General features: G+C 65.9%; 20 protein-coding genes. 7 read left to right on the forward strand and 13 right to left on the reverse strand.

Annotated elements, in window-relative coordinates:
* Positions 1-307: 307 nt before the first annotated feature.
* The gene (locus tag ASE63_RS14580; RefSeq protein WP_056802735.1) at positions 308-1,012 is read left to right on the forward strand and encodes a GntR family transcriptional regulator; all 705 of its coding nucleotides are present in this window, start codon (positions 308-310) and stop codon (positions 1,010-1,012) included.
* A gap of 111 nt (positions 1,013-1,123) precedes the next feature.
* Here the strand turns inward: ASE63_RS14580 and ASE63_RS14585 are convergent, their stop codons facing one another.
* Positions 1,124-2,038 carry a LysR family transcriptional regulator gene (locus ASE63_RS14585; protein WP_056802316.1) on the reverse strand — a complete coding sequence of 305 codons (915 nt, stop codon included), beginning with the start codon at positions 2,036-2,038 and terminating at the stop codon, positions 1,124-1,126.
* A gap of 118 nt (positions 2,039-2,156) precedes the next feature.
* Here ASE63_RS14585 and ASE63_RS14590 point away from each other — a divergent pair, with 118 nt between their 5' ends.
* The 6 genes from ASE63_RS14590 to ASE63_RS14615 all read left to right on the forward strand — a co-directional run bounded on the left by ASE63_RS14590 (position 2,157) and on the right by ASE63_RS14615 (position 9,444).
* A complete protein-coding gene (locus ASE63_RS14590) occupies positions 2,157-3,989 on the forward strand; it encodes a CocE/NonD family hydrolase (protein ID WP_056802320.1) in 1,833 nt (610 codons plus the stop codon).
* A gap of 83 nt (positions 3,990-4,072) precedes the next feature.
* On the forward strand, positions 4,073-5,626 hold the full coding sequence (locus ASE63_RS14595) for an ABC transporter substrate-binding protein (protein WP_200962568.1): 1,554 nt from the start codon (positions 4,073-4,075) through the stop codon (positions 5,624-5,626).
* Between the two features lie 35 nt (positions 5,627-5,661).
* A complete protein-coding gene (locus ASE63_RS14600) occupies positions 5,662-6,579 on the forward strand; it encodes an ABC transporter permease (protein ID WP_056802324.1) in 918 nt (305 codons plus the stop codon).
* On the forward strand, positions 6,576-7,454 hold the full coding sequence (locus ASE63_RS14605; RefSeq protein ID WP_056802327.1) for an ABC transporter permease: 879 nt from the start codon (positions 6,576-6,578) through the stop codon (positions 7,452-7,454). Before ASE63_RS14600 ends, ASE63_RS14605 begins: the two co-directional genes overlap by 4 nt.
* Positions 7,451-8,485, forward strand: a complete 1,035-nt coding sequence (locus ASE63_RS14610) for an ABC transporter ATP-binding protein (protein WP_056802329.1) — start codon at positions 7,451-7,453, stop codon at positions 8,483-8,485. The genes ASE63_RS14605 and ASE63_RS14610 overlap by 4 nt, the downstream gene beginning before the upstream one ends.
* The gene (locus ASE63_RS14615; RefSeq protein WP_082609957.1) at positions 8,482-9,444 is read left to right on the forward strand and encodes an oligopeptide/dipeptide ABC transporter ATP-binding protein; all 963 of its coding nucleotides are present in this window, start codon (positions 8,482-8,484) and stop codon (positions 9,442-9,444) included. The genes ASE63_RS14610 and ASE63_RS14615 overlap by 4 nt, the downstream gene beginning before the upstream one ends.
* Before the next feature lie 602 nt (positions 9,445-10,046).
* On the opposite strand, the gene ASE63_RS14620 is transcribed toward ASE63_RS14615, so the two are convergent.
* The 12 genes from ASE63_RS14620 to ASE63_RS14675 form a co-directional block, all read right to left on the reverse strand.
* Entirely contained in the window at positions 10,047-11,210 is a 1,164-nt protein-coding gene (locus ASE63_RS14620; RefSeq protein WP_056802331.1) for a tyrosine-type recombinase/integrase, read from the reverse strand.
* 645 nt (positions 11,211-11,855) lie between these two features.
* On the reverse strand, positions 11,856-12,023 hold the full coding sequence (locus tag ASE63_RS27270) for a hypothetical protein (protein ID WP_156410360.1): 168 nt from the start codon (positions 12,021-12,023) through the stop codon (positions 11,856-11,858).
* The gene (locus ASE63_RS14630; RefSeq protein WP_056802334.1) at positions 12,020-12,502 is read right to left on the reverse strand and encodes a hypothetical protein; all 483 of its coding nucleotides are present in this window, start codon (positions 12,500-12,502) and stop codon (positions 12,020-12,022) included. The genes ASE63_RS27270 and ASE63_RS14630 overlap by 4 nt, the downstream gene beginning before the upstream one ends.
* Positions 12,499-12,864 carry a hypothetical protein gene (locus ASE63_RS14635; RefSeq protein WP_056802336.1) on the reverse strand — a complete coding sequence of 122 codons (366 nt, stop codon included), beginning with the start codon at positions 12,862-12,864 and terminating at the stop codon, positions 12,499-12,501. The genes ASE63_RS14630 and ASE63_RS14635 overlap by 4 nt, the downstream gene beginning before the upstream one ends.
* Entirely contained in the window at positions 12,861-13,127 is a 267-nt protein-coding gene (locus tag ASE63_RS14640; protein WP_056802352.1) for a hypothetical protein, read from the reverse strand. Before ASE63_RS14640 ends, ASE63_RS14635 begins: the two co-directional genes overlap by 4 nt.
* Positions 13,124-13,588: a hypothetical protein gene (locus ASE63_RS14645; protein ID WP_200962570.1), complete on the reverse strand. Its 465-nt coding sequence runs from the start codon at positions 13,586-13,588 to the stop codon at positions 13,124-13,126. Before ASE63_RS14645 ends, ASE63_RS14640 begins: the two co-directional genes overlap by 4 nt.
* Positions 13,589-13,623: 35 nt before the next feature.
* Positions 13,624-14,601 (reverse strand): phage recombination protein Bet, encoded by a 978-nt coding sequence (bet, locus tag ASE63_RS14650; protein WP_056802355.1) that lies wholly within the window; start codon positions 14,599-14,601, stop codon positions 13,624-13,626.
* 2 nt (positions 14,602-14,603) lie between these two features.
* Positions 14,604-15,119, reverse strand: a complete 516-nt coding sequence (locus ASE63_RS14655; RefSeq protein WP_056802356.1) for a siphovirus Gp157 family protein — start codon at positions 15,117-15,119, stop codon at positions 14,604-14,606.
* Complete coding sequence (locus ASE63_RS14660) at positions 15,116-15,376, reverse strand: hypothetical protein (protein ID WP_056802357.1); 261 nt, start codon at positions 15,374-15,376, stop codon at positions 15,116-15,118. Before ASE63_RS14660 ends, ASE63_RS14655 begins: the two co-directional genes overlap by 4 nt.
* Positions 15,373-15,690 carry a hypothetical protein gene (locus ASE63_RS14665; protein WP_056802359.1) on the reverse strand — a complete coding sequence of 106 codons (318 nt, stop codon included), beginning with the start codon at positions 15,688-15,690 and terminating at the stop codon, positions 15,373-15,375. Before ASE63_RS14665 ends, ASE63_RS14660 begins: the two co-directional genes overlap by 4 nt.
* Positions 15,690-15,929 carry a hypothetical protein gene (locus ASE63_RS14670; protein ID WP_056802360.1) on the reverse strand — a complete coding sequence of 80 codons (240 nt, stop codon included), beginning with the start codon at positions 15,927-15,929 and terminating at the stop codon, positions 15,690-15,692. Before ASE63_RS14670 ends, ASE63_RS14665 begins: the two co-directional genes overlap by 1 nt.
* A 5-nt stretch (positions 15,930-15,934) precedes the next feature.
* Positions 15,935-16,207 (reverse strand): hypothetical protein, encoded by a 273-nt coding sequence (locus ASE63_RS14675; RefSeq protein WP_056802362.1) that lies wholly within the window; start codon positions 16,205-16,207, stop codon positions 15,935-15,937.
* Between the last annotated feature and the right edge of the window lie 124 nt (positions 16,208-16,331).

Here is a 16,331-nt window from a genome sequence, read left to right on the forward strand (position 1 = left end):
CCTGCCGCAGCTTCGCGACGATCTCTTCAGGCTTGTGCTTCTTCTGCGGCATCGCGGGCATCCTCCAAAGGCTCAAAAAGCCTACTTCAGGGAGGGCCACTTTTCAGGGGGCAGGCCACTAACAGCAATCGCTTCATCGGTATCTCTCCCCATGTTGGCGCCGTATGGCGGCGCTCCGATCGTCTTCCCATGTCTTCCATGGAAGCTTGCATGTTGAAGTCGTGGCGCCGGATGCCGCTGCTGTCAATCATCCATTTCTGCTTGCATGGAAGAGCGGCGCATGGTCACTCGGCTGTCGGAGGGTGGCATGGACGAACTTGCTCGCAGGTCCGATCTTGATGGCGGCCGGCGCGGCTCGCTGGTCGACGAGGCCTACGCCGCGCTCAAACGGGCGATCCGCAACACCGTGTTTCCGCCCGGCTATCAGGGTTCCGAGCAGGAGATCGCCGTGCGGCTCGGCATGAGCCGCACGCCCGTGCACGAGGCGATAATCCGGCTGCAGGAGGACGGGTTGGTCCGGGTGTTGCCCAAGCGTGGCGTGCTGATCTGCCCGCTCGCACTGGATGACGTCCGCGAGATCTACGACGTGATCATTGCGATGGAAGCGATGGCCGCCGAACTGCTCGCGGCACTGCCGGAGGTGACGCGGAGCGCGGTTGTCGGCGCGCTCGCCGACGCCACTGCCGCCATGGATGAAAGCCTTGCCCGCGACGACCTCGATGGCTGGGCGGCCGCCGATGATCGCTTCCACCAGCTTCTGGTTGAGCGCTGCGGCAATGGCAGGCTGAGGCGCATCTTCCAGACGGTGACCGATCAGGCCCACCGGGCTCGCATGCTGACCTTGAGGCTGCGGAACCGTCTAGATCACTCGGCTGACGCCCATCGCGACCTGATCGCCGCGATAGCGCTCGGCGATCCCGCGCAGGCGCAGCTCAAGGCCCGTGCGCATCGGATCGCAGCGCGCGACGAGATCCTGCCGCTCCTGGGCAAGATCGGTCTCCGCCACATGTGAGTGGGTGCGCAGCGTCAATAGCTGGCGTTGGGCCATGGTCAATGAGCGGACATTCAATCCGGCGCCCCGCTCATAGGGCGGGCTATCATCTCGAACCGCTGCTTCGGCAAATTAGCCGAAAGACGTCCTTATCGTGCTCCAAAGTGCTTTCGCCCGCTCTGCGATCGCACCCGAGAGCTCTCGGCCCAATCGCGAACGGCTTTGCCAGGCGGGGAAAACGAAGCCGTAGCGCAGTTCGATGGCGGGGCGGAACGGCCGGAAGATCAAGCCGGGCGTTCCGCTCGAATGCGCGACGAAGGGGTCCGCGACGCAACAGCCGAGGCCACGCGCTGCGAGCTGGCATGCAATCATGCCGCTCTGCGTTTCGAAGCGCGATTCGGGCGTAACTCCTGTCTCGTCCGCCTGGCGTTCTATCTCTTTCTGGATCAGCGAGCGGCGGTGGGTCGCAATGAAGCTGGTCTTGGCAAGGTCCGAGACCGTAACCGCTTCCAGCCGCGCCAGCGGGTGGCTTTCCGCCATGGCGGCCACGGCCTCAACACGCAAGAATTCTTCGGTCTCGAAGCCGGCGTGGCTGATCGGGAGAACGGTTATAGCAAGATCGAAGTGCTCCTGGCCGAGCCAGCTGTCGATATCGATGCGGACGCGTGAATCGACGCTAGCCGTGATGCGTGGGTCGCTTCGAGAGAGCTTGGCCACTGCATCGATGACGATGGCCTCGGCAACATGCGGTGCGGCGAGCACACGGATGTGGTGGCGCCCACCACGGCGCAACTGGGCGGCGAAGCGTTCAAGTCCATCATGTCCCTGCAGCAGCCGCTCCGCGTGCTGGTAGAACTCGCGGCCTTCGGCGGTCAGGCTCAGGCGCTTGTTCTGCCGGTCGAAAAGCTGGAAGCCGAGTTCGCTCTCGAGCGCACTGAGCAGTCGTCCGATCTGCGGCTGGGTGCGGCCGAGCCTCGTCGCGGCCCGCGATACGGTGCCCGTCTCGACGAAGGCTCTCAGCGCCTCCAGGCCGCGCAGCGCCGCCACTCGTCTCAGTCGATATGCGAAATAAGCATGATTTTCTCTTTATTACGCATTTGACGCATATGTCGAGGGTTGCGACGCTCCACCTTCGAACTGGAACGGTGCGAGACGGGCGATTGTGATGGCGACCGAGAAACCGGCCTGGCGCGTGATGCCGCAGGCCTATCTGAAGGACCGCAAGCGCCCCTATGGCGTCTCGAAGAAGCCGTTCTCGCAGTATGTTACGATGCCGGATGGCTGCCGGCTCGCGGTCGACGTCTATCTGCCGCAGACGCCCGAAGGCGTGGCGGCCGAGGGGCCGTTCCCGGCGATCACCATCTTCACTCCCTATTATCGCCGTTTCGCGCTGGCGGATTCGAGCAAGGGCGACGAGGTCACGCCCGGCTCCTTCCGCTACCGCGACAATTTCGTGCCGGCGGGCTATGCGCTGGTCGTCATCGACGTGCGGGGCACGGGGGCGAGCTTCGGCACGCGCGACAGCTTCCGTTCGCCGCGCGAGCGCGAGGATTGTCGCGACATCGCCGACTGGATCGTGGCGCAGCCCTGGTCGAACGGCGCGATCGGCGCGACCGGCGTGTCCTATCTCGGCGCGGCATCGGACTTCCTCGCCAGCACGGGCCACAAGGCGGTGAAGGCGATCGCGCCGCTCTTCGCGGTCTGGGACACCTATTCGGACCATTACTATCCGGGCGGCATCCTGCTGAAGGAGCTGGCGCGGGTCTATGACGACCTGATGATCGCGATGGACCACGACCGGCGCGACCTGCTGAAGAACATCTCCTACTACGCCAACCCGAACTATGCCGGCCCGCAGCCGGTGGACGAGGATGCGGACGGAGCGCTCTGCCGGCAGGCGATCACCGAGCATATCGGCAATTTTCACATGCCGGACTTCATCACCGAGTTCAAATTCAAGGGCGATACGCTGCCCTACGACCCGGACTTCACCTCGGCGAAGTTCAGCCCCTATGGCTTCTATGAGGGGATCGACCCGGAGGTCGCGGTCTATTCGGTCTCGGGCTGGATGGACGGCGCGGGCTACGCCAACGGCTCGATCAGCCGCTTCTTGACGCTGCCGAACGCCAAGCGCCATCTGCTGCTCGGCCCCTGGGACCATGGCGCGCGCATCGACTGCTCGCCCTGGCGGCCGCGGGTGGAGCCCGATTTCCCGATCGTCGGCGAGGTGCTGCGTTTCTTCGACGAGTACCTGATGGAGCTCGATACCGGGCTCCGGAACGAGGCGCCGATCCACTACTACACCATGCATGAGGAAGCCTGGCAGGAGGCCGCCTCCTGGCCGCCGGTCGAGACAAGCGAGACGCTGCATCTCGACGAAGGTTCGCGGCTCTTGCCGCAGGCCGGCGCGGACGGCGCGGACGAATACCAGGTCGATTTCAGCAAGGGCACCGGCGGCCAGACCCGCTATGAGCGCATCGCGGCGATCGACAGCCGCGACTACTACATCGACTGGAAGGGCCGCGACGAGGCGATGCTGCGCTACGATTCCGCGCCGCTGGATCGGGACTGGCAGGTTTCAGGACATGTGATCGCCGATCTGCAGGTGTCGTCGAGCGAGCCCGACGCCGCAATCTTCGTCTATCTCTCGGAGGTCGAGGCCGACGGCACCGTGCGCTACGTCACCGAGGGGCTGCTGCGTGCGCTGCATCGCAAGGAGAGCGAGTGCCCGGCCGAACACCGCACGACCTGGCCGTTCCGCAACTTCACGCGGGCCGATGCCGCACCGATGCCGGTCGGCGAGCCGCAGCGCCTGCATTTTGCACTGCTGCCGACGTCATGGACCTTCAGGGCGGGCAGCCGCATCCGCATCGCGATCGCGGGCGCCGATGCCGATCATTGCGGGCAGGTGCCGCATGGCCGGCCGCCGAAGCTGACGCTGCATCGCGGCGGGGCAACGAATTCGACGATCAGATTGCCGGTGAGGCCCGCAGTCTGAGAAGGTCACAACGGACCGCGCCCCGGCCATGAGGAGATGGCCGGGATGCGGATACTGATCCTGAAACGGGACGGAGGGGAACGATGATGACGACTCGAAACATGGCGGCGGCATTGACCGTCGCGGCGGCGCTCGGCCTCGGTGCCGGCGCGGCCCAGGCCGGCAAGGCGGACGACACGCTGGTCTTCGCCTCAGCCAGCGAGGTCGACACGGTCGATCTCTACTACCAGAACCTGCGCGAGGTCGTGATCATCGCGCAGCAGATGTGCGACACGCTGATGTATCGTGATCCGATCAAGGGCGAATACAAGCCGCTGCTCTCGACCGGCTATCGCTGGATCGACGACAAGACGCTCGAGTTCAAGCTGCGCAAGGGGCTGAAATTCTCGAACGGCAAGGAACTGACGGCGGCCGACGTCGCCTACACCTACAACCATGCCCGCCAGCCCGACAGCGGCGTCGTCACCCGCCTGCTGGTCGACTGGATCGAGAATGTCGAGGCGCCGAGCGCCGATACGGTGATCTTCAAGGCCAAGGCGCCGACGCCGGCCGCGATCGAATACTTCTCCGGCATCACGCCGATCTATCCCGAAGGGCATTACGACAAGGCGCCGACCGTCAACACCGGCGGCAAGCCGCGGCGCGACTGGGGCGCTGTCCAGCCGGTCTGCATCGGCCCCTACAACCTCAAGGAGTTCAAGTCCGGCTCCTCGGTGACGCTGGTCAAGAACGAGGCCTATTTCGCTGACAGCCCGAAGGGCAAGCCGTCGATCGGCACGCTGATCTACAAGACCATCCCCGACACCGACACGCAGCTTGCCGAGCTCGTGACCGGCGGGCTCGACTGGATCTGGGGCGTACCGTCCGAGAACGCCAAGCAACTCGGCGCGATGCCGAACGTCACGGTCAAGGCCGCGCCGACGACGCGCATGTCGTTCCTCTCGCTCGATGCGGCGGGCCGCTCCGGCGACAACCCGATGAAGGATGTCCGCGTCCGCCGCGCGATGTTCCACGCCATCGACCGGGCGGCGATCTCGCGGGAGCTGGTCGGCGAGGGGTCCGAGGTGCTGCGCTTCATGTGCGACGCGCGCCAGTTCGGCTGCGACACCAAAACCGAGGAATATGCCTATGACCCGGCCAAGGCCAAGGCGCTGCTGAAGGAGGCCGGGCATCCCGACGGCTTCACGATCCCGATCTACGCCTATCGCGACCGGCCCTATACGGAAGCAGTGATGAACTATCTGCGCGCCGTCGGCATCAACACCGATCTGCGCTACCTGCAGTGGCGCGCGCTGCGCCCCATCCTGCAGGAGGGCAAGGCCGAGGTGGCGCATCTGAGCTGGGGTTCGCAGGGCGTGCTCGACGCCTCGGCCTCGGTCAGCAACTACTTCAAGTTCAGCATCGACGACTATGCCCGCGACGAGCAGGTGCGCGACTGGCTGCAGGCGGCGGACACCAGCGTCGACCCGGAGAAGCGCAAGGAGCTCTACGGCAAGGCGCTCGCCCGCATCAACGAGCAGGCCTATATGGTGCCGCTGTTCAGCTACGGCCGGACCTATGCCTTCAATGCCGAGCTCGAGATGCCGGTGACGCCGGACGAACTGGCCCACTTCTATCTGGCACGCTGGAAGAAGTGAGCATGGAAGCGGTCGCCGCAGTCTGATCGAACATCATGTTACGCTTTCTCGCGCGGCGACTGCTCGTCACCCTGCTGGTGATCGCCTGTACCTCGGTGCTCGCCTTCTCGCTCGTCCATCTTTCCGGCGATCCCGCCGCGGCGATGGCGGGCGAGGGGGCTTCGCCTGCGGATGTCGAATCGATCCGCCGGCTCTACGGCTTCGACCAGCCGATCCACACGCAGTATTTCGCCTGGCTCGGCAAGATCCTGTCGGGCGAGTTCGGCCGGTCCTTTTATCTGCGCCAGCCGGTGGTGACCGTGCTGGCCGAGCATGCGCCGGTCACCGCCAAGCTCGGGCTGTCGGCTCTCGCCTTCGCGCTGCTGCTCTCGATCCCGCTCGGTATCCTCGCCGGGCTCTATCGCGACACGGTGATCGACCGTTTCGCGCTCGGGCTGGCGGTCGCCGGGCAGGCTCTGCCGTCCTTCCTGTTCGCGCTGCTGCTGGTCTACATCTTCGGCGTGCAGCTGCGCTGGCTGCCGATTTCCGGCTCGACGACCTGGCTGCATTTCGTGCTGCCCTCGGTGACGCTCGGCTATTACGCGGCGCCCGCGCTGATGCGGCTGACCCGCTCGGGCATGATCGACGTGCTGCAGTCCGACCATGTCCGCACGGCCCGCGCCTATGGCCTGCCGGCCTGGCGCGTCGTGCTGCTGCATGCGTTGCGCAGCGCCATCATCCCGGTCGTCTCGCTGGCGGCGGTGCAGCTCGGCTTCATGCTCGGCGGCTCGATCGTCGTGGAGACGGTGTTCTCGCTGAAGGGGCTCGGCCTGCTCGCCTGGCAGTCGATCCAGCGCTCCGACATCGAGGTGATCCAGTCCATCCTGCTGGTGATCGCGCTGATCTATGCGCTGCTGACGCTGCTGGCCGACCTCCTGAATGCCCTGATCGATCCGAGGATCCGCATCTCATGACGGCGGCGACACTCACGGCGATGAGCCCCCGCCGACTCGCTTTGCACCGCCTGTTGCGGCATGGCAGCTTCTGGTTCGGCGGCGGCGCGATCCTGCTGATCCTGCTGGTCGCGCTCGTCGGGCCGCTGTTCACGCTCGACCCGGTCGCGCAGAATCTCAGCGCCCGCCTCGTCCCGCCGGTCTGGGACGTACGGGGCAGCTGGGCGCATCCGCTCGGCACGGACCAGCTCGGGCGCGACCTGCTGGCGCGGCTGGTCGACGGTGCCCGCGTCTCGATGTTCATCGGCCTCGCGACGGTGCTGGTCTCGGGCCTGATCGGCACCGCGATGGGCATGGCCGCCGGCTATTTCGGCGGCCGGGTCGACCTCGTCATCAACTTCCTGATCACGATCCGGCTGACGCTTCCGGTGGTGCTGGTCGCGCTCGTCGTGGTCGCGGTCGTCGGTTCCTCGCTCACCGTGCTCGTCGTCGTGATCGGGCTTCTGCTCTGGGACAGGTTCGCGGTGGTGACCCGCAGCGCGACGCAGCGGCTGGCGCATAGCGACTTCGTCATCTCGGCGCGTGCCATCGGCTCCTCGACGCCGCGCATCCTGCTGGTCGAGATCCTGCCCAACATCGTCGGGCCGCTGATCGTGGTCGCGACCGTCGAGGTCGCGCATGCCGTGTTGCTGGAGGCCGCGCTCTCCTTCCTCGGCCTCGGCGTCAAGCCGCCGCTCGCCTCCTGGGGGCTGATGGTGGCGGAATCGAAGAACCAGCTGCTGTTCCGCCCCTGGCTGATCGCGATCCCCGGCGTCGCGCTGGTGACGCTGGTGCTGGCGATCAACCTGCTCGGCGATGCGCTGCGCGACGTGGTCGCGCCGGAGGGCCGGGCATGAGCACCCTGACGGACAGTGCACTCATCGAGCTCGACGACCTCAAGATCACGATCCCGACCGCGCAGGGCCGCGTGTTGCAGCCGGTGCGCGGCATCGCGCTTTCGGTCAAGCGCGGCGAGACGCTGGCGATTGTCGGCGAATCCGGCTGCGGCAAGAGTCTCACCGCGCTCTCGCTGATGGGGCTGGTGCCGAAGCCGGGCCGCGTCGACGCCGCCCGACTGAGCTTCGACGGCCAGCCGCTGATCGGTTTGCGCGAGGCGGAGTGGCGCAAGCTGCGCGGCCCGCGCATCGCGATGATCTTCCAGGATCCGATGACCTCGCTCGATCCCTGCTACACCATCGGCAGCCAGATGACCGAGGTGATGCGCACGCATCTGGGCATCGGCCGGACGCAGGCGCGCGAGCGGGCGGTGTCGCTGCTCGCTCGGGTCGGCATCCCGTCGCCGGCGGCGCGGCTGGAGCAGTATCCGCACCAGCTGTCCGGCGGCCTGCGCCAGCGCGTGATGATCGCGATGGCCTTGTCCTGCGAGCCCGACCTGATCATCGCCGACGAGCCGACCACGGCGCTCGACGTCACCACCCAGGCGCAGATCCTCGGGTTGCTGGCGCAGCTGCAGGATGAGACCGGCGTCGGCATCATCCTGATCACGCATGATCTCGGCGTGGTGGCGACGATGGCCCACCGTGTCGCGGTGATGTATGCGGGCCAGGTGGTCGAGACCGGCGATACCGCCGAGGTCCTGACCGCCCCGGCGCATCCCTATACCGAGGGCCTGCTGCAGGCGATCCCGACGCCGGGACGCACCGCGCGGGGCGCTCTGCTGGGCTCGATCGCCGGGATCGTGCCGCCGCCGACCGGCGAGGTGAAAGCCTGCCTGTTCATGGAGCGCTGCCCCTATGCGCGGCCCGTCTGCGCCGCGCCCGTGCCGCTGTTGCCGCAGGATGGAGACCGCGCCCTCCGCTGCATCCGCCCCGTTGCGGAGCGGGTGGACGAACCGGGTTTCGAAGAGCAAGGCGAGGTGGTGTCGTGAGCGCGCAGGCCGCACTGAGCATCGTCGGCGCGACGCGCGACTACCCGGTCTCCTTCCATGGCGAACGGCGCACGCTGCGGGCGCTCCGTGGCATCGATCTCGAGGTCGAGCAGGGCGAGGTGGTTGCGATCGTCGGCGAATCCGGCTGCGGCAAGACCACGCTGTCGCGGCTGATGCTCGGCATCGAGGCGCCGAGCAGCGGCACCGTCGCGGTCGCCGGCAAGCCGATCGCGTCCTATCACCGCATCGAGCGGGCCGGGCTGATCCAGCCGGTCTTCCAGGACCCGTATTCCTCGCTCAATCCGCGCCAGACGCTCGGCAGCATCATCGCGGCGCCGCTCGTCGTGCGTGGCGAGGGCAATGCCCGCAGCAGGCAGGCGGCGGTGGCGGAGATGATGCAGGCCGTCGGCCTGCCGCCGCATCTGCTCAACGCCTATCCGAGCCAGATCTCGGGCGGGCAGCGCCAGCGCGTCGCCATCGCGCGGGCGCTGATCGGGCAGCCACGCATCCTGATCTGCGACGAGCCGACCTCGGCGCTCGACGTCTCCGTGCAGTCGCAGATCATCAACCTGATCGGCGCATTGCAGAAGAAGCTCGGGCTGACCGTGCTGCTGATCAGCCACAACCTCGCCGTGGTCTACCACATGGCCGAGCGGGTGGCGGTGATGTATCTCGGCACGGTGGTCGAGACAGGGCGGACCGAGGAGCTTTTCGCGCGGCCGCGCCATCCCTATACGCGCTCGCTGCTCGACGCCGTGCTGCCGCCGACGCCGGGCCGGCGCCCGTCATGGTCGGAGGCGATCGCCGAGCCGCCGAACCCGGTCGAGCCGCCGCCAGGCTGCCCGTTCAACCCGCGCTGCCCGCGGGCGAGTGACATCTGCCGGACGGAGATGCCGGAGCAGACCGCCGCGGCCGGGGGGATGTTCCGCTGCCACCACCCGTTCGAAGCGACAGCGTGACGCCTCCGCCGGAAAGGTAGTGCGATCCATCAGCGTGAAATTGGCTTGGCTTTGCGAAACGGGAGCCACGCTCGCCAATCTTTTCGCTGCCGGTAGCGAAGTTGACTTGACCAGCGCAGCGCACCGCCCGATCGCCACACAGGTTGGTCCGAGCTGGTACAACGGGCCAATCCTGCTGCCCGGCCTGTCGCCCGGCTGAGGCGCTGGCAGACGAACGTCCCAGATGTCTGGAATAGGCAACTCCAGTGGTGTTGCCTATCACTGAACGAGCTTGCCCAAACCGGACGTTTCAGACGTCACCAATGGGCAGAGCTGCGCGTCGGGACGTTCTACGGCTTTGTCGGTCCTGCGGGCACTGGCAGGAGGATCGAGATGTCGAGCGACCCCGAACGGATTCTCGCTTTGCTGCGCGAGCAGGAAGCCGCGTCGGGACTTTGTCGGGTTTCTCTGTCCCGAAAGTTCCGTTTCAGTCTCGTTTCGTTCCGAATCAACCGGATGGGCCGTTTGCGACCCCACGTTCAAGATACTGATATAATTGAGATTTATGGTCGGAGCGAGAGGATTCGAACCTCCGACCCCTTGTCCCCCAGCAAAGTGTTCCATCACTCTATCTCCTTGCTGCGGCGGCGCTTTTTGGGCTGAGGCGCTTCAATACGGGGGCTATTAAGGGGGGTCGCGTCGAGAGCGTTGCGCACGTCGTCTTCCGTGGCGTGCGCGTAATAGGCGCTCGTCGTAGCCGCGCTGGCGTGTCCCAGCACCTTCTGAGCAGCCTTGATGTTGCCGGTCTGGCGAAGGATGCGGGTTCCAGTCGTGTGCCTCAGGCCGTGGAACGTCAGGTCAATCCCAAGCTCCTCTGCGGCGCGCCGCCAAGCGATTTGCAGTCCGTAATAGGTGACGGGGAACCTCTCTCCGAGCACCCGGCGCTGCTTCGATCTCCGGCGCAGCGGAAAGGTGAAAACCCACGTTTCGTCATGGCCGATACAAGTGCTCAGTATCGCTCGCATATCGCGGGAGAGCGGCATCGTGTGCGTGCGGTTGCCCTTTTGTGTGACCTTGAGCCGGCCGCCTTCCCAATCGATCTCGGACCATTTCAGGAGGCAGTTGTTCAGCCGCAAACCGCTAGCCAGCGCGAACATGGCGGCTTCCCGGTATCCCTCCGTCAGATGGGCGCGAACGCGCTCCTGATCCACGAAGGTCAGCTCAGCAACTTGCTCGCCCGGCTCCGGCACGCGGTGCTCGCGCCACTCCGGCTCGCTCGAATAGCGGATCTTCCATTTCTTCCGGGCGTAGGTGAACAGCTTCCTCAACGCCTCGACCGTAGAGCGGTTCACTGTGGCGGGCTTCACCAGCGGGGCGGGGGACTTGTCCTTCAGCGTCTCGCGGCCCTTGATCCGTTCGCCGCGGCGCGCCGCTACCCATGCGGTGATGTCGGGGTCGGTGATATCGTCCAGCCGGCGGTCTTCTCCGAACCAGGCAACCATGCGCGCCAGGTTGTGGAAGTCCGTCTCCGAGTTGGTGTTGTGCTGCCCTTTTTCCTGCCACCAGCGGGCGGTGGCTACGCCAAGCGTCAGAGGGCCTTCGCCTTTGAAAGCGGCTTGCGTTAGCGCCTGACGCTCGGCGTCGCGCTTGGCCCTTTCGCGCGCTTTTCGCTCAACAACCTCAGCTTCTCGTTTTGACGCTGTTCGCGCAGACTTGCGAAATCGAGTGCCATTGAACTCGAAGTCGTAGACGTAGTTGACCGCGCCAGGGGGCTTGTAGACGGACATGGTGCCTGCCTCCGTGATGCGGCAATGAAGTCGTCCAGATCGGACCTATGGAATCGCATGGCGCGGCGCTTGTCACCGCCAGACAGGTCGATCCATCTGACCTTGCCTTCATGGACGAGCTCGCGGAGCCGGGTTTCTCCGATACCGAGATAGCCAGCAGCTTCGCCCAGCCTGAGAAGCGCCGGCACCACCTGAGCGCGCGTCATGGTGCACCCGGGTGGGTGGGGGTGGGGGCCTTATGTACCGTCCTCATGTTCTGAAGACCTTTGGGCCACTGACCTGTGACGGCGAACCGCTGGTGCGGGTGATACCCCCTGCGGACGCGGTCTTCGATCCTCGCAAAAGCTATTTCAGCTGGCTGGTTGCCTCGATAACCGTTGCACCAGAGGCATGCCGCAACGAGGTTATCCCAGCCGTTGCTGCCGCCATCGCACTGCGGAACGATGTGATCCCTCGTCGCTAGCCGATAGCGGTAGGAGCGCCGCGCTCCAGTCGTGGAGCGCGGCCACTTCGGCTTGGGCTCGCAGCCTGGAAGACGCAGTTCGACGCCGCAGAACGCGCAGCGGTGCCCCTGCTCGGCAGAGAGCCGAAAGATCATTGGCCCTCTCATCGCCTCAAGAGCCTTGGGTTCGTGCGTTGGCTGCGTCACTCCCCCGCCCTCCGATACCGCCTCTCCACCGTAGGGTTGAGGAACTGGTCTTCGGGTGAGGTGGCGTCGCTCTTGTGTGAGCGGGCCATCCACAGCGCCGCGCGAAGCAGACCCCACATCGCGAGCGCGGTGATGAAGCCGGCGGTGAAGCCTTCCAAGGTCATGCCGGCACCTCGACCGGCTTGGCGTCTTCGGCAGCATGTACCCAGCCGCCCGTATCCCCGTAGTTCTGCCCGTCAGGCTCTACAGGCTGGGCGATGATCTCTGCCGTGGCAGCGCGGATGTCGACGATGCGTGCAGACTGGCCGCGCAGGGTGACCACGTCGCCGATGGCGTGCGGAACCGTGATGTTGTGGGCGGAAACCCATTCCTTCGTCGCCTTGTCGCGCGCGGACCAGGTCGAATAGCCGTCGAGAATTTCGACGAGGTCGGAGTCGGGATACCAATAGGCGCGGTCGTCGAGGTTCTTCGCAAAGCGATAAGCATCATCATCGGCACAGCGGATCAGGTCCCGCTTGACCGCTTCGGGGTCGCGCGCATCGGCACCCAGCCAACGGGTCACGTCATCCAATACGTCGTTGACCGCGGCAGCAACGATCTGCGGGTCGCGGTATTTGGGGCGCGCCGGGGTCTCGCTCATCATCGTCTCTCCCATGTTCCGTTCATGCGGTGGCGCCAGCCGGAGGCCTTGGAGCCGGGCAGGGGGCGGGCTGTCTTCACGATGGCGCCGGTGTGCCGGTCGCGCTGGCGGTCGGCCTTGCGGATGCGGCGGATGTCGTCGACGGTCTTCGGGGTATGGCAGCAGTCCTTGCCGAGAAGCTTCCCGTCGTCCGCCGTCAGCGGCTTGGTCTTGTCCATGACCAGCGCCTCGGGCGTCGTGTGGTCGACCTCGTAGGGCTTCTTGCCGAGGACCAGGCCGCATTCTTCGCAGCAGACAAAGCCGTCGCGGTTGGTGGCGCGAAGCACGATCTCGGCGCGAAGCTTGCGGGAGAACTCGCGCCTCATGGCCGTTTGCCTTCGGCCGCGATATACGCAGCACGCGCGCGGTCGAGCGGGCTCAGCAGCGGGCCGGCAGGCGCATCGCTCATCCGCGCTAGCCACACCTTCCGTTCGCTCAGCCAGATCTTGTACGGGTGGTACTGGCGCGGCCCAAACGGATAGGCCGTGTCGATCGCGCGCTTCTTGTCAGCAAAGCTGGCATCCTTCGGGAGCGCGGCAATAGCCGCCTCGATCGCCTGCCGGGCCTCGGCTCGCCAATGACTGCTCACGCCGCGGCCCTCCCTATCTCGACTGGGTCCGTCCCGATCATCAGGCCGAGCAGGCTCAGCACCGCATCCTTGCTCTCCTGGAACCGCTGCTTGCCCATCGCCTTCATCGACTGGCTCTCGGCCGTCCAGACGGTGACGACGCATTCGCGGGTGGTGACGACGGCGTAGGAGTCCATTGGCTTGACGAAGGCCGCGATGCGCTGGGCCTCGGACTTGCTCGAGGCGACGACGTCACGGCTCTGCCGGTAGCCGGCACGGATCAGGCACCAGCGGCGAAGGTGCTCGCTGGTCGGGAACTGATCGGCCAGGCCCTCGGGCAGGTTCTGCCAGGCCTCGTTCACCGAAGCGAAATAGTGCCGATGCGAGGCGGCCGAGCGCTCCTCGATAGCCTCGAGGTTGTAGACGACGCCGACGACGAACTCGGCATCGCAGCGCTTCGCGAAGGAGGGCAGAGGCACCATTGCGTCGCCCGTCCAGCGGAATGGAAGTGCGGCGTTCATTCCGCACCAGCCCCGGCGCCGGCCATGGCGCCTTCGATCATCCGCTTGACCTCGAGCGCGTCGCCGGGCTGTCGAGCCCAGAAGTCGCGCAGCGCGTGACGGTTACGGCTCTCGAAAAGCCCGATGGCGCTGACTTCCTCGCGGTTTTTCCTGACGAACTCCGCGATGCGATCCGCCACCTTGCCGAGCGGGACAGGTTCCAGCGGCCCGACCGGGTCGAACTGGAACATGACCGTCTGGCCCTGGCCGATCTGAGCGAGCCGCTTTTCGGTCGCGCCCTGCTCAGCAGCTTCCCATGCCGTCACGTCCTGCGCGCGGGTGCGGTCGAACTCCTCATCGGCATAGACGTTGCTGAAATCGTCCGGCCAAGCCTTGCGCAGCGCCAGAGCCTCGGCGACTTTCGCCAGCATGACGCGGGGCATCTTCCCCCACTGGCCCGACGTGTCGAGGGTGCTAATGCGCGTCGCGCCCGGCGCCGGCTTGGACACCATCTTCGGGTTGCCATCCGGCCATGTGCCGTTCTGCGTCTCGACGGTTTCCGACCAGCCTTCCTTGAGCGGGGCGTACTCCTCCCAGAAGGCGGAAGCCGTGACCTTGTGCCAGGAGCCGTGCGAGTGCTTCCACACTCGCACCGTTGCCTTGACGATGCCGGCCGGGTTCGACTGCCCGCGCAGCGCAGGGTCGATCTCGAAAGTCGGCTCTTCCTCGTCGGGGCGATAGTTGCCCGTCCGGTCAGCGATGGCGCGGAAGCCGTCGATGCCGACGATGATCGACATCTTGCGCTTGGCGGCGTTCGTCTTGTTGTAGACGAAGGCGTAAATCTGCCGGCGCAGCGGGTCGAGCCGCAGATGCCTCGCCGTGTGGATGAACAAGTCGAACTCGTTCTGGTTCGTGTCGGCCGCGACCGTGTTGCGGATCAGCGTGAGCTGCGTGTTCGTGAAGTCGGCCGGGCGCAGGTTGACGACAGCGTTCATGGTCACTTCCTCAGAATGCGGATGGTGGTGCCGCCGTTGGAGAGGTTGGCGCCCTTGACCTCGCGGCCATCGCGCAGTGCGGCGGACAGCGCGGCCTGATCCAGCTTCGGCGGTTGCGGCTTGAAGAACTCGGCCGGGATGTCGGCCTCTTCGATCACGATCGCCTTCGGCTTCACAGCCGAGAGCGTCACGGTGCCGACGTCGGTCTCGATCGTCTTGCGGCCGGCGATCTCCAGCGCAGTGCAGATCAGCGAGCGCTTGAGCTTGGCGCGACTGGCCAGCCTATCCTTTCGGCCGGCGAGTTCCTTGACGTAGACGTCGATGCCATCAGCCATCGCCTCGTCCTCGCCGATGCCGGCGAGCAGCGACCGGACGATGCCCTCGAAATCTGCTTCGCCCTCCAGCGTGTCGCGGATGAAGTCCTCGTCGCCTTGCGCAAGGTCGGCGATCTGCTCGCGCAGCACCTTCGCCGCGTCGAGCTCGCGCTGAACCTTGGCGATGTCGCTATGTGCGTTCATCCGAAGCTCCTGTCGGTGAAGGTGCGGCCCTGCTCCTTGGCGAGCTGGGCGATCATGAGGGCGTGCAACTGCCGGCGAAGTGGCTGGACCGCGCGATGCTTTCGGGCGCGGGCAGCGATCTCGGCGCGAAGCCGCTGTATCTCGGGATTGGCCGCCGCAAGGCGGCGAGCGCTTTCGGACGCGGCCTTGGCCTCCCGGCGTTTACGGCGCCAGGAGAGGAAGGCGGACAGCGCCTGATGGGCGAGGGCGCGGATCACAGCAGCGTCCCCCAGCCGACGGCGAACGGCCCGCCGATCACGATGAAGAGCATGGCGGCCAGCGATCCAAGCCGCTCGACGATACGAGGCACGGCGATGTAGCCGTCATCCACCGCGCGCCATTCGATGACGACGCATCGCGCCTTGTAGTCCGGGTCGCGATGAACTTTCGCGAGCGTCTCGGCCGAAGCCTTGGCGCGATCCTCGTCGAGGTATTGAGCGAGGCAGGGGACGGTGCCGTCTTGGACCTTCTGCGCGATCAGCAGCGCCAGTCGGTCAGAGCGCTCGGGAATCCAGAGGGTGCGGGTTTCCATCAAGCAGCCCTCCGCAGATCAGCACGCAGCCAGTTGAGGACGCGCAGGCAGAAGCTGCGTAGGGCGCGATCACCGATGGCATTCGCCCAGCGGAGGGCCTGCCGCAGATCGCGGTAAGCGAAAGCGAGGGAGATAGACCGCGTGCCCTCGGTCGTGGCGCGCGCCGCTCTGGCAACCTCGGAGAGCGCCCGCGAAACGTAATGGGCGTAGTGATCGCGTTTGATCGTCTGGAGGTTCATCGTCCTCACTCCGCTGCTTCAAGGAATTGGGTGATGTCGCGGCGCGCCGCGATCAGGGCGAGGCAACGGTCGAGCGTCGCCAGCTTGTCCTCGCGGTCGATGCGAGCGATTTCCCGCTCGCAATGCCGAGCGCGCTCATAGGAGCCGACGCCGAGGCCGGAGACCGGCTCGATCTCGTAGAACTCTCGGACCGGGGTCAGCGCAGCCAGGGCGCCGCTGACGAAGCAGCAAGCCGCAACCTCGACGTCGGTCTGGGGAATGAAGCGGGGGCGGGACATCGCGTCTCTCCGTTGATGGAGAGAACATAAGTTGGAGATTTCCAACTGTCAATTAGTAAGTTGGAAAATTCCTACTGACGTCCGGAGTCAGGAGGCGAATCAGTTAATCGGAAATCGTTCTTGT

Source organism: Allobosea sp. Root381, assembly GCF_001429395.1.
GTDB lineage: Bacteria > Pseudomonadota > Alphaproteobacteria > Rhizobiales > Beijerinckiaceae > Allobosea.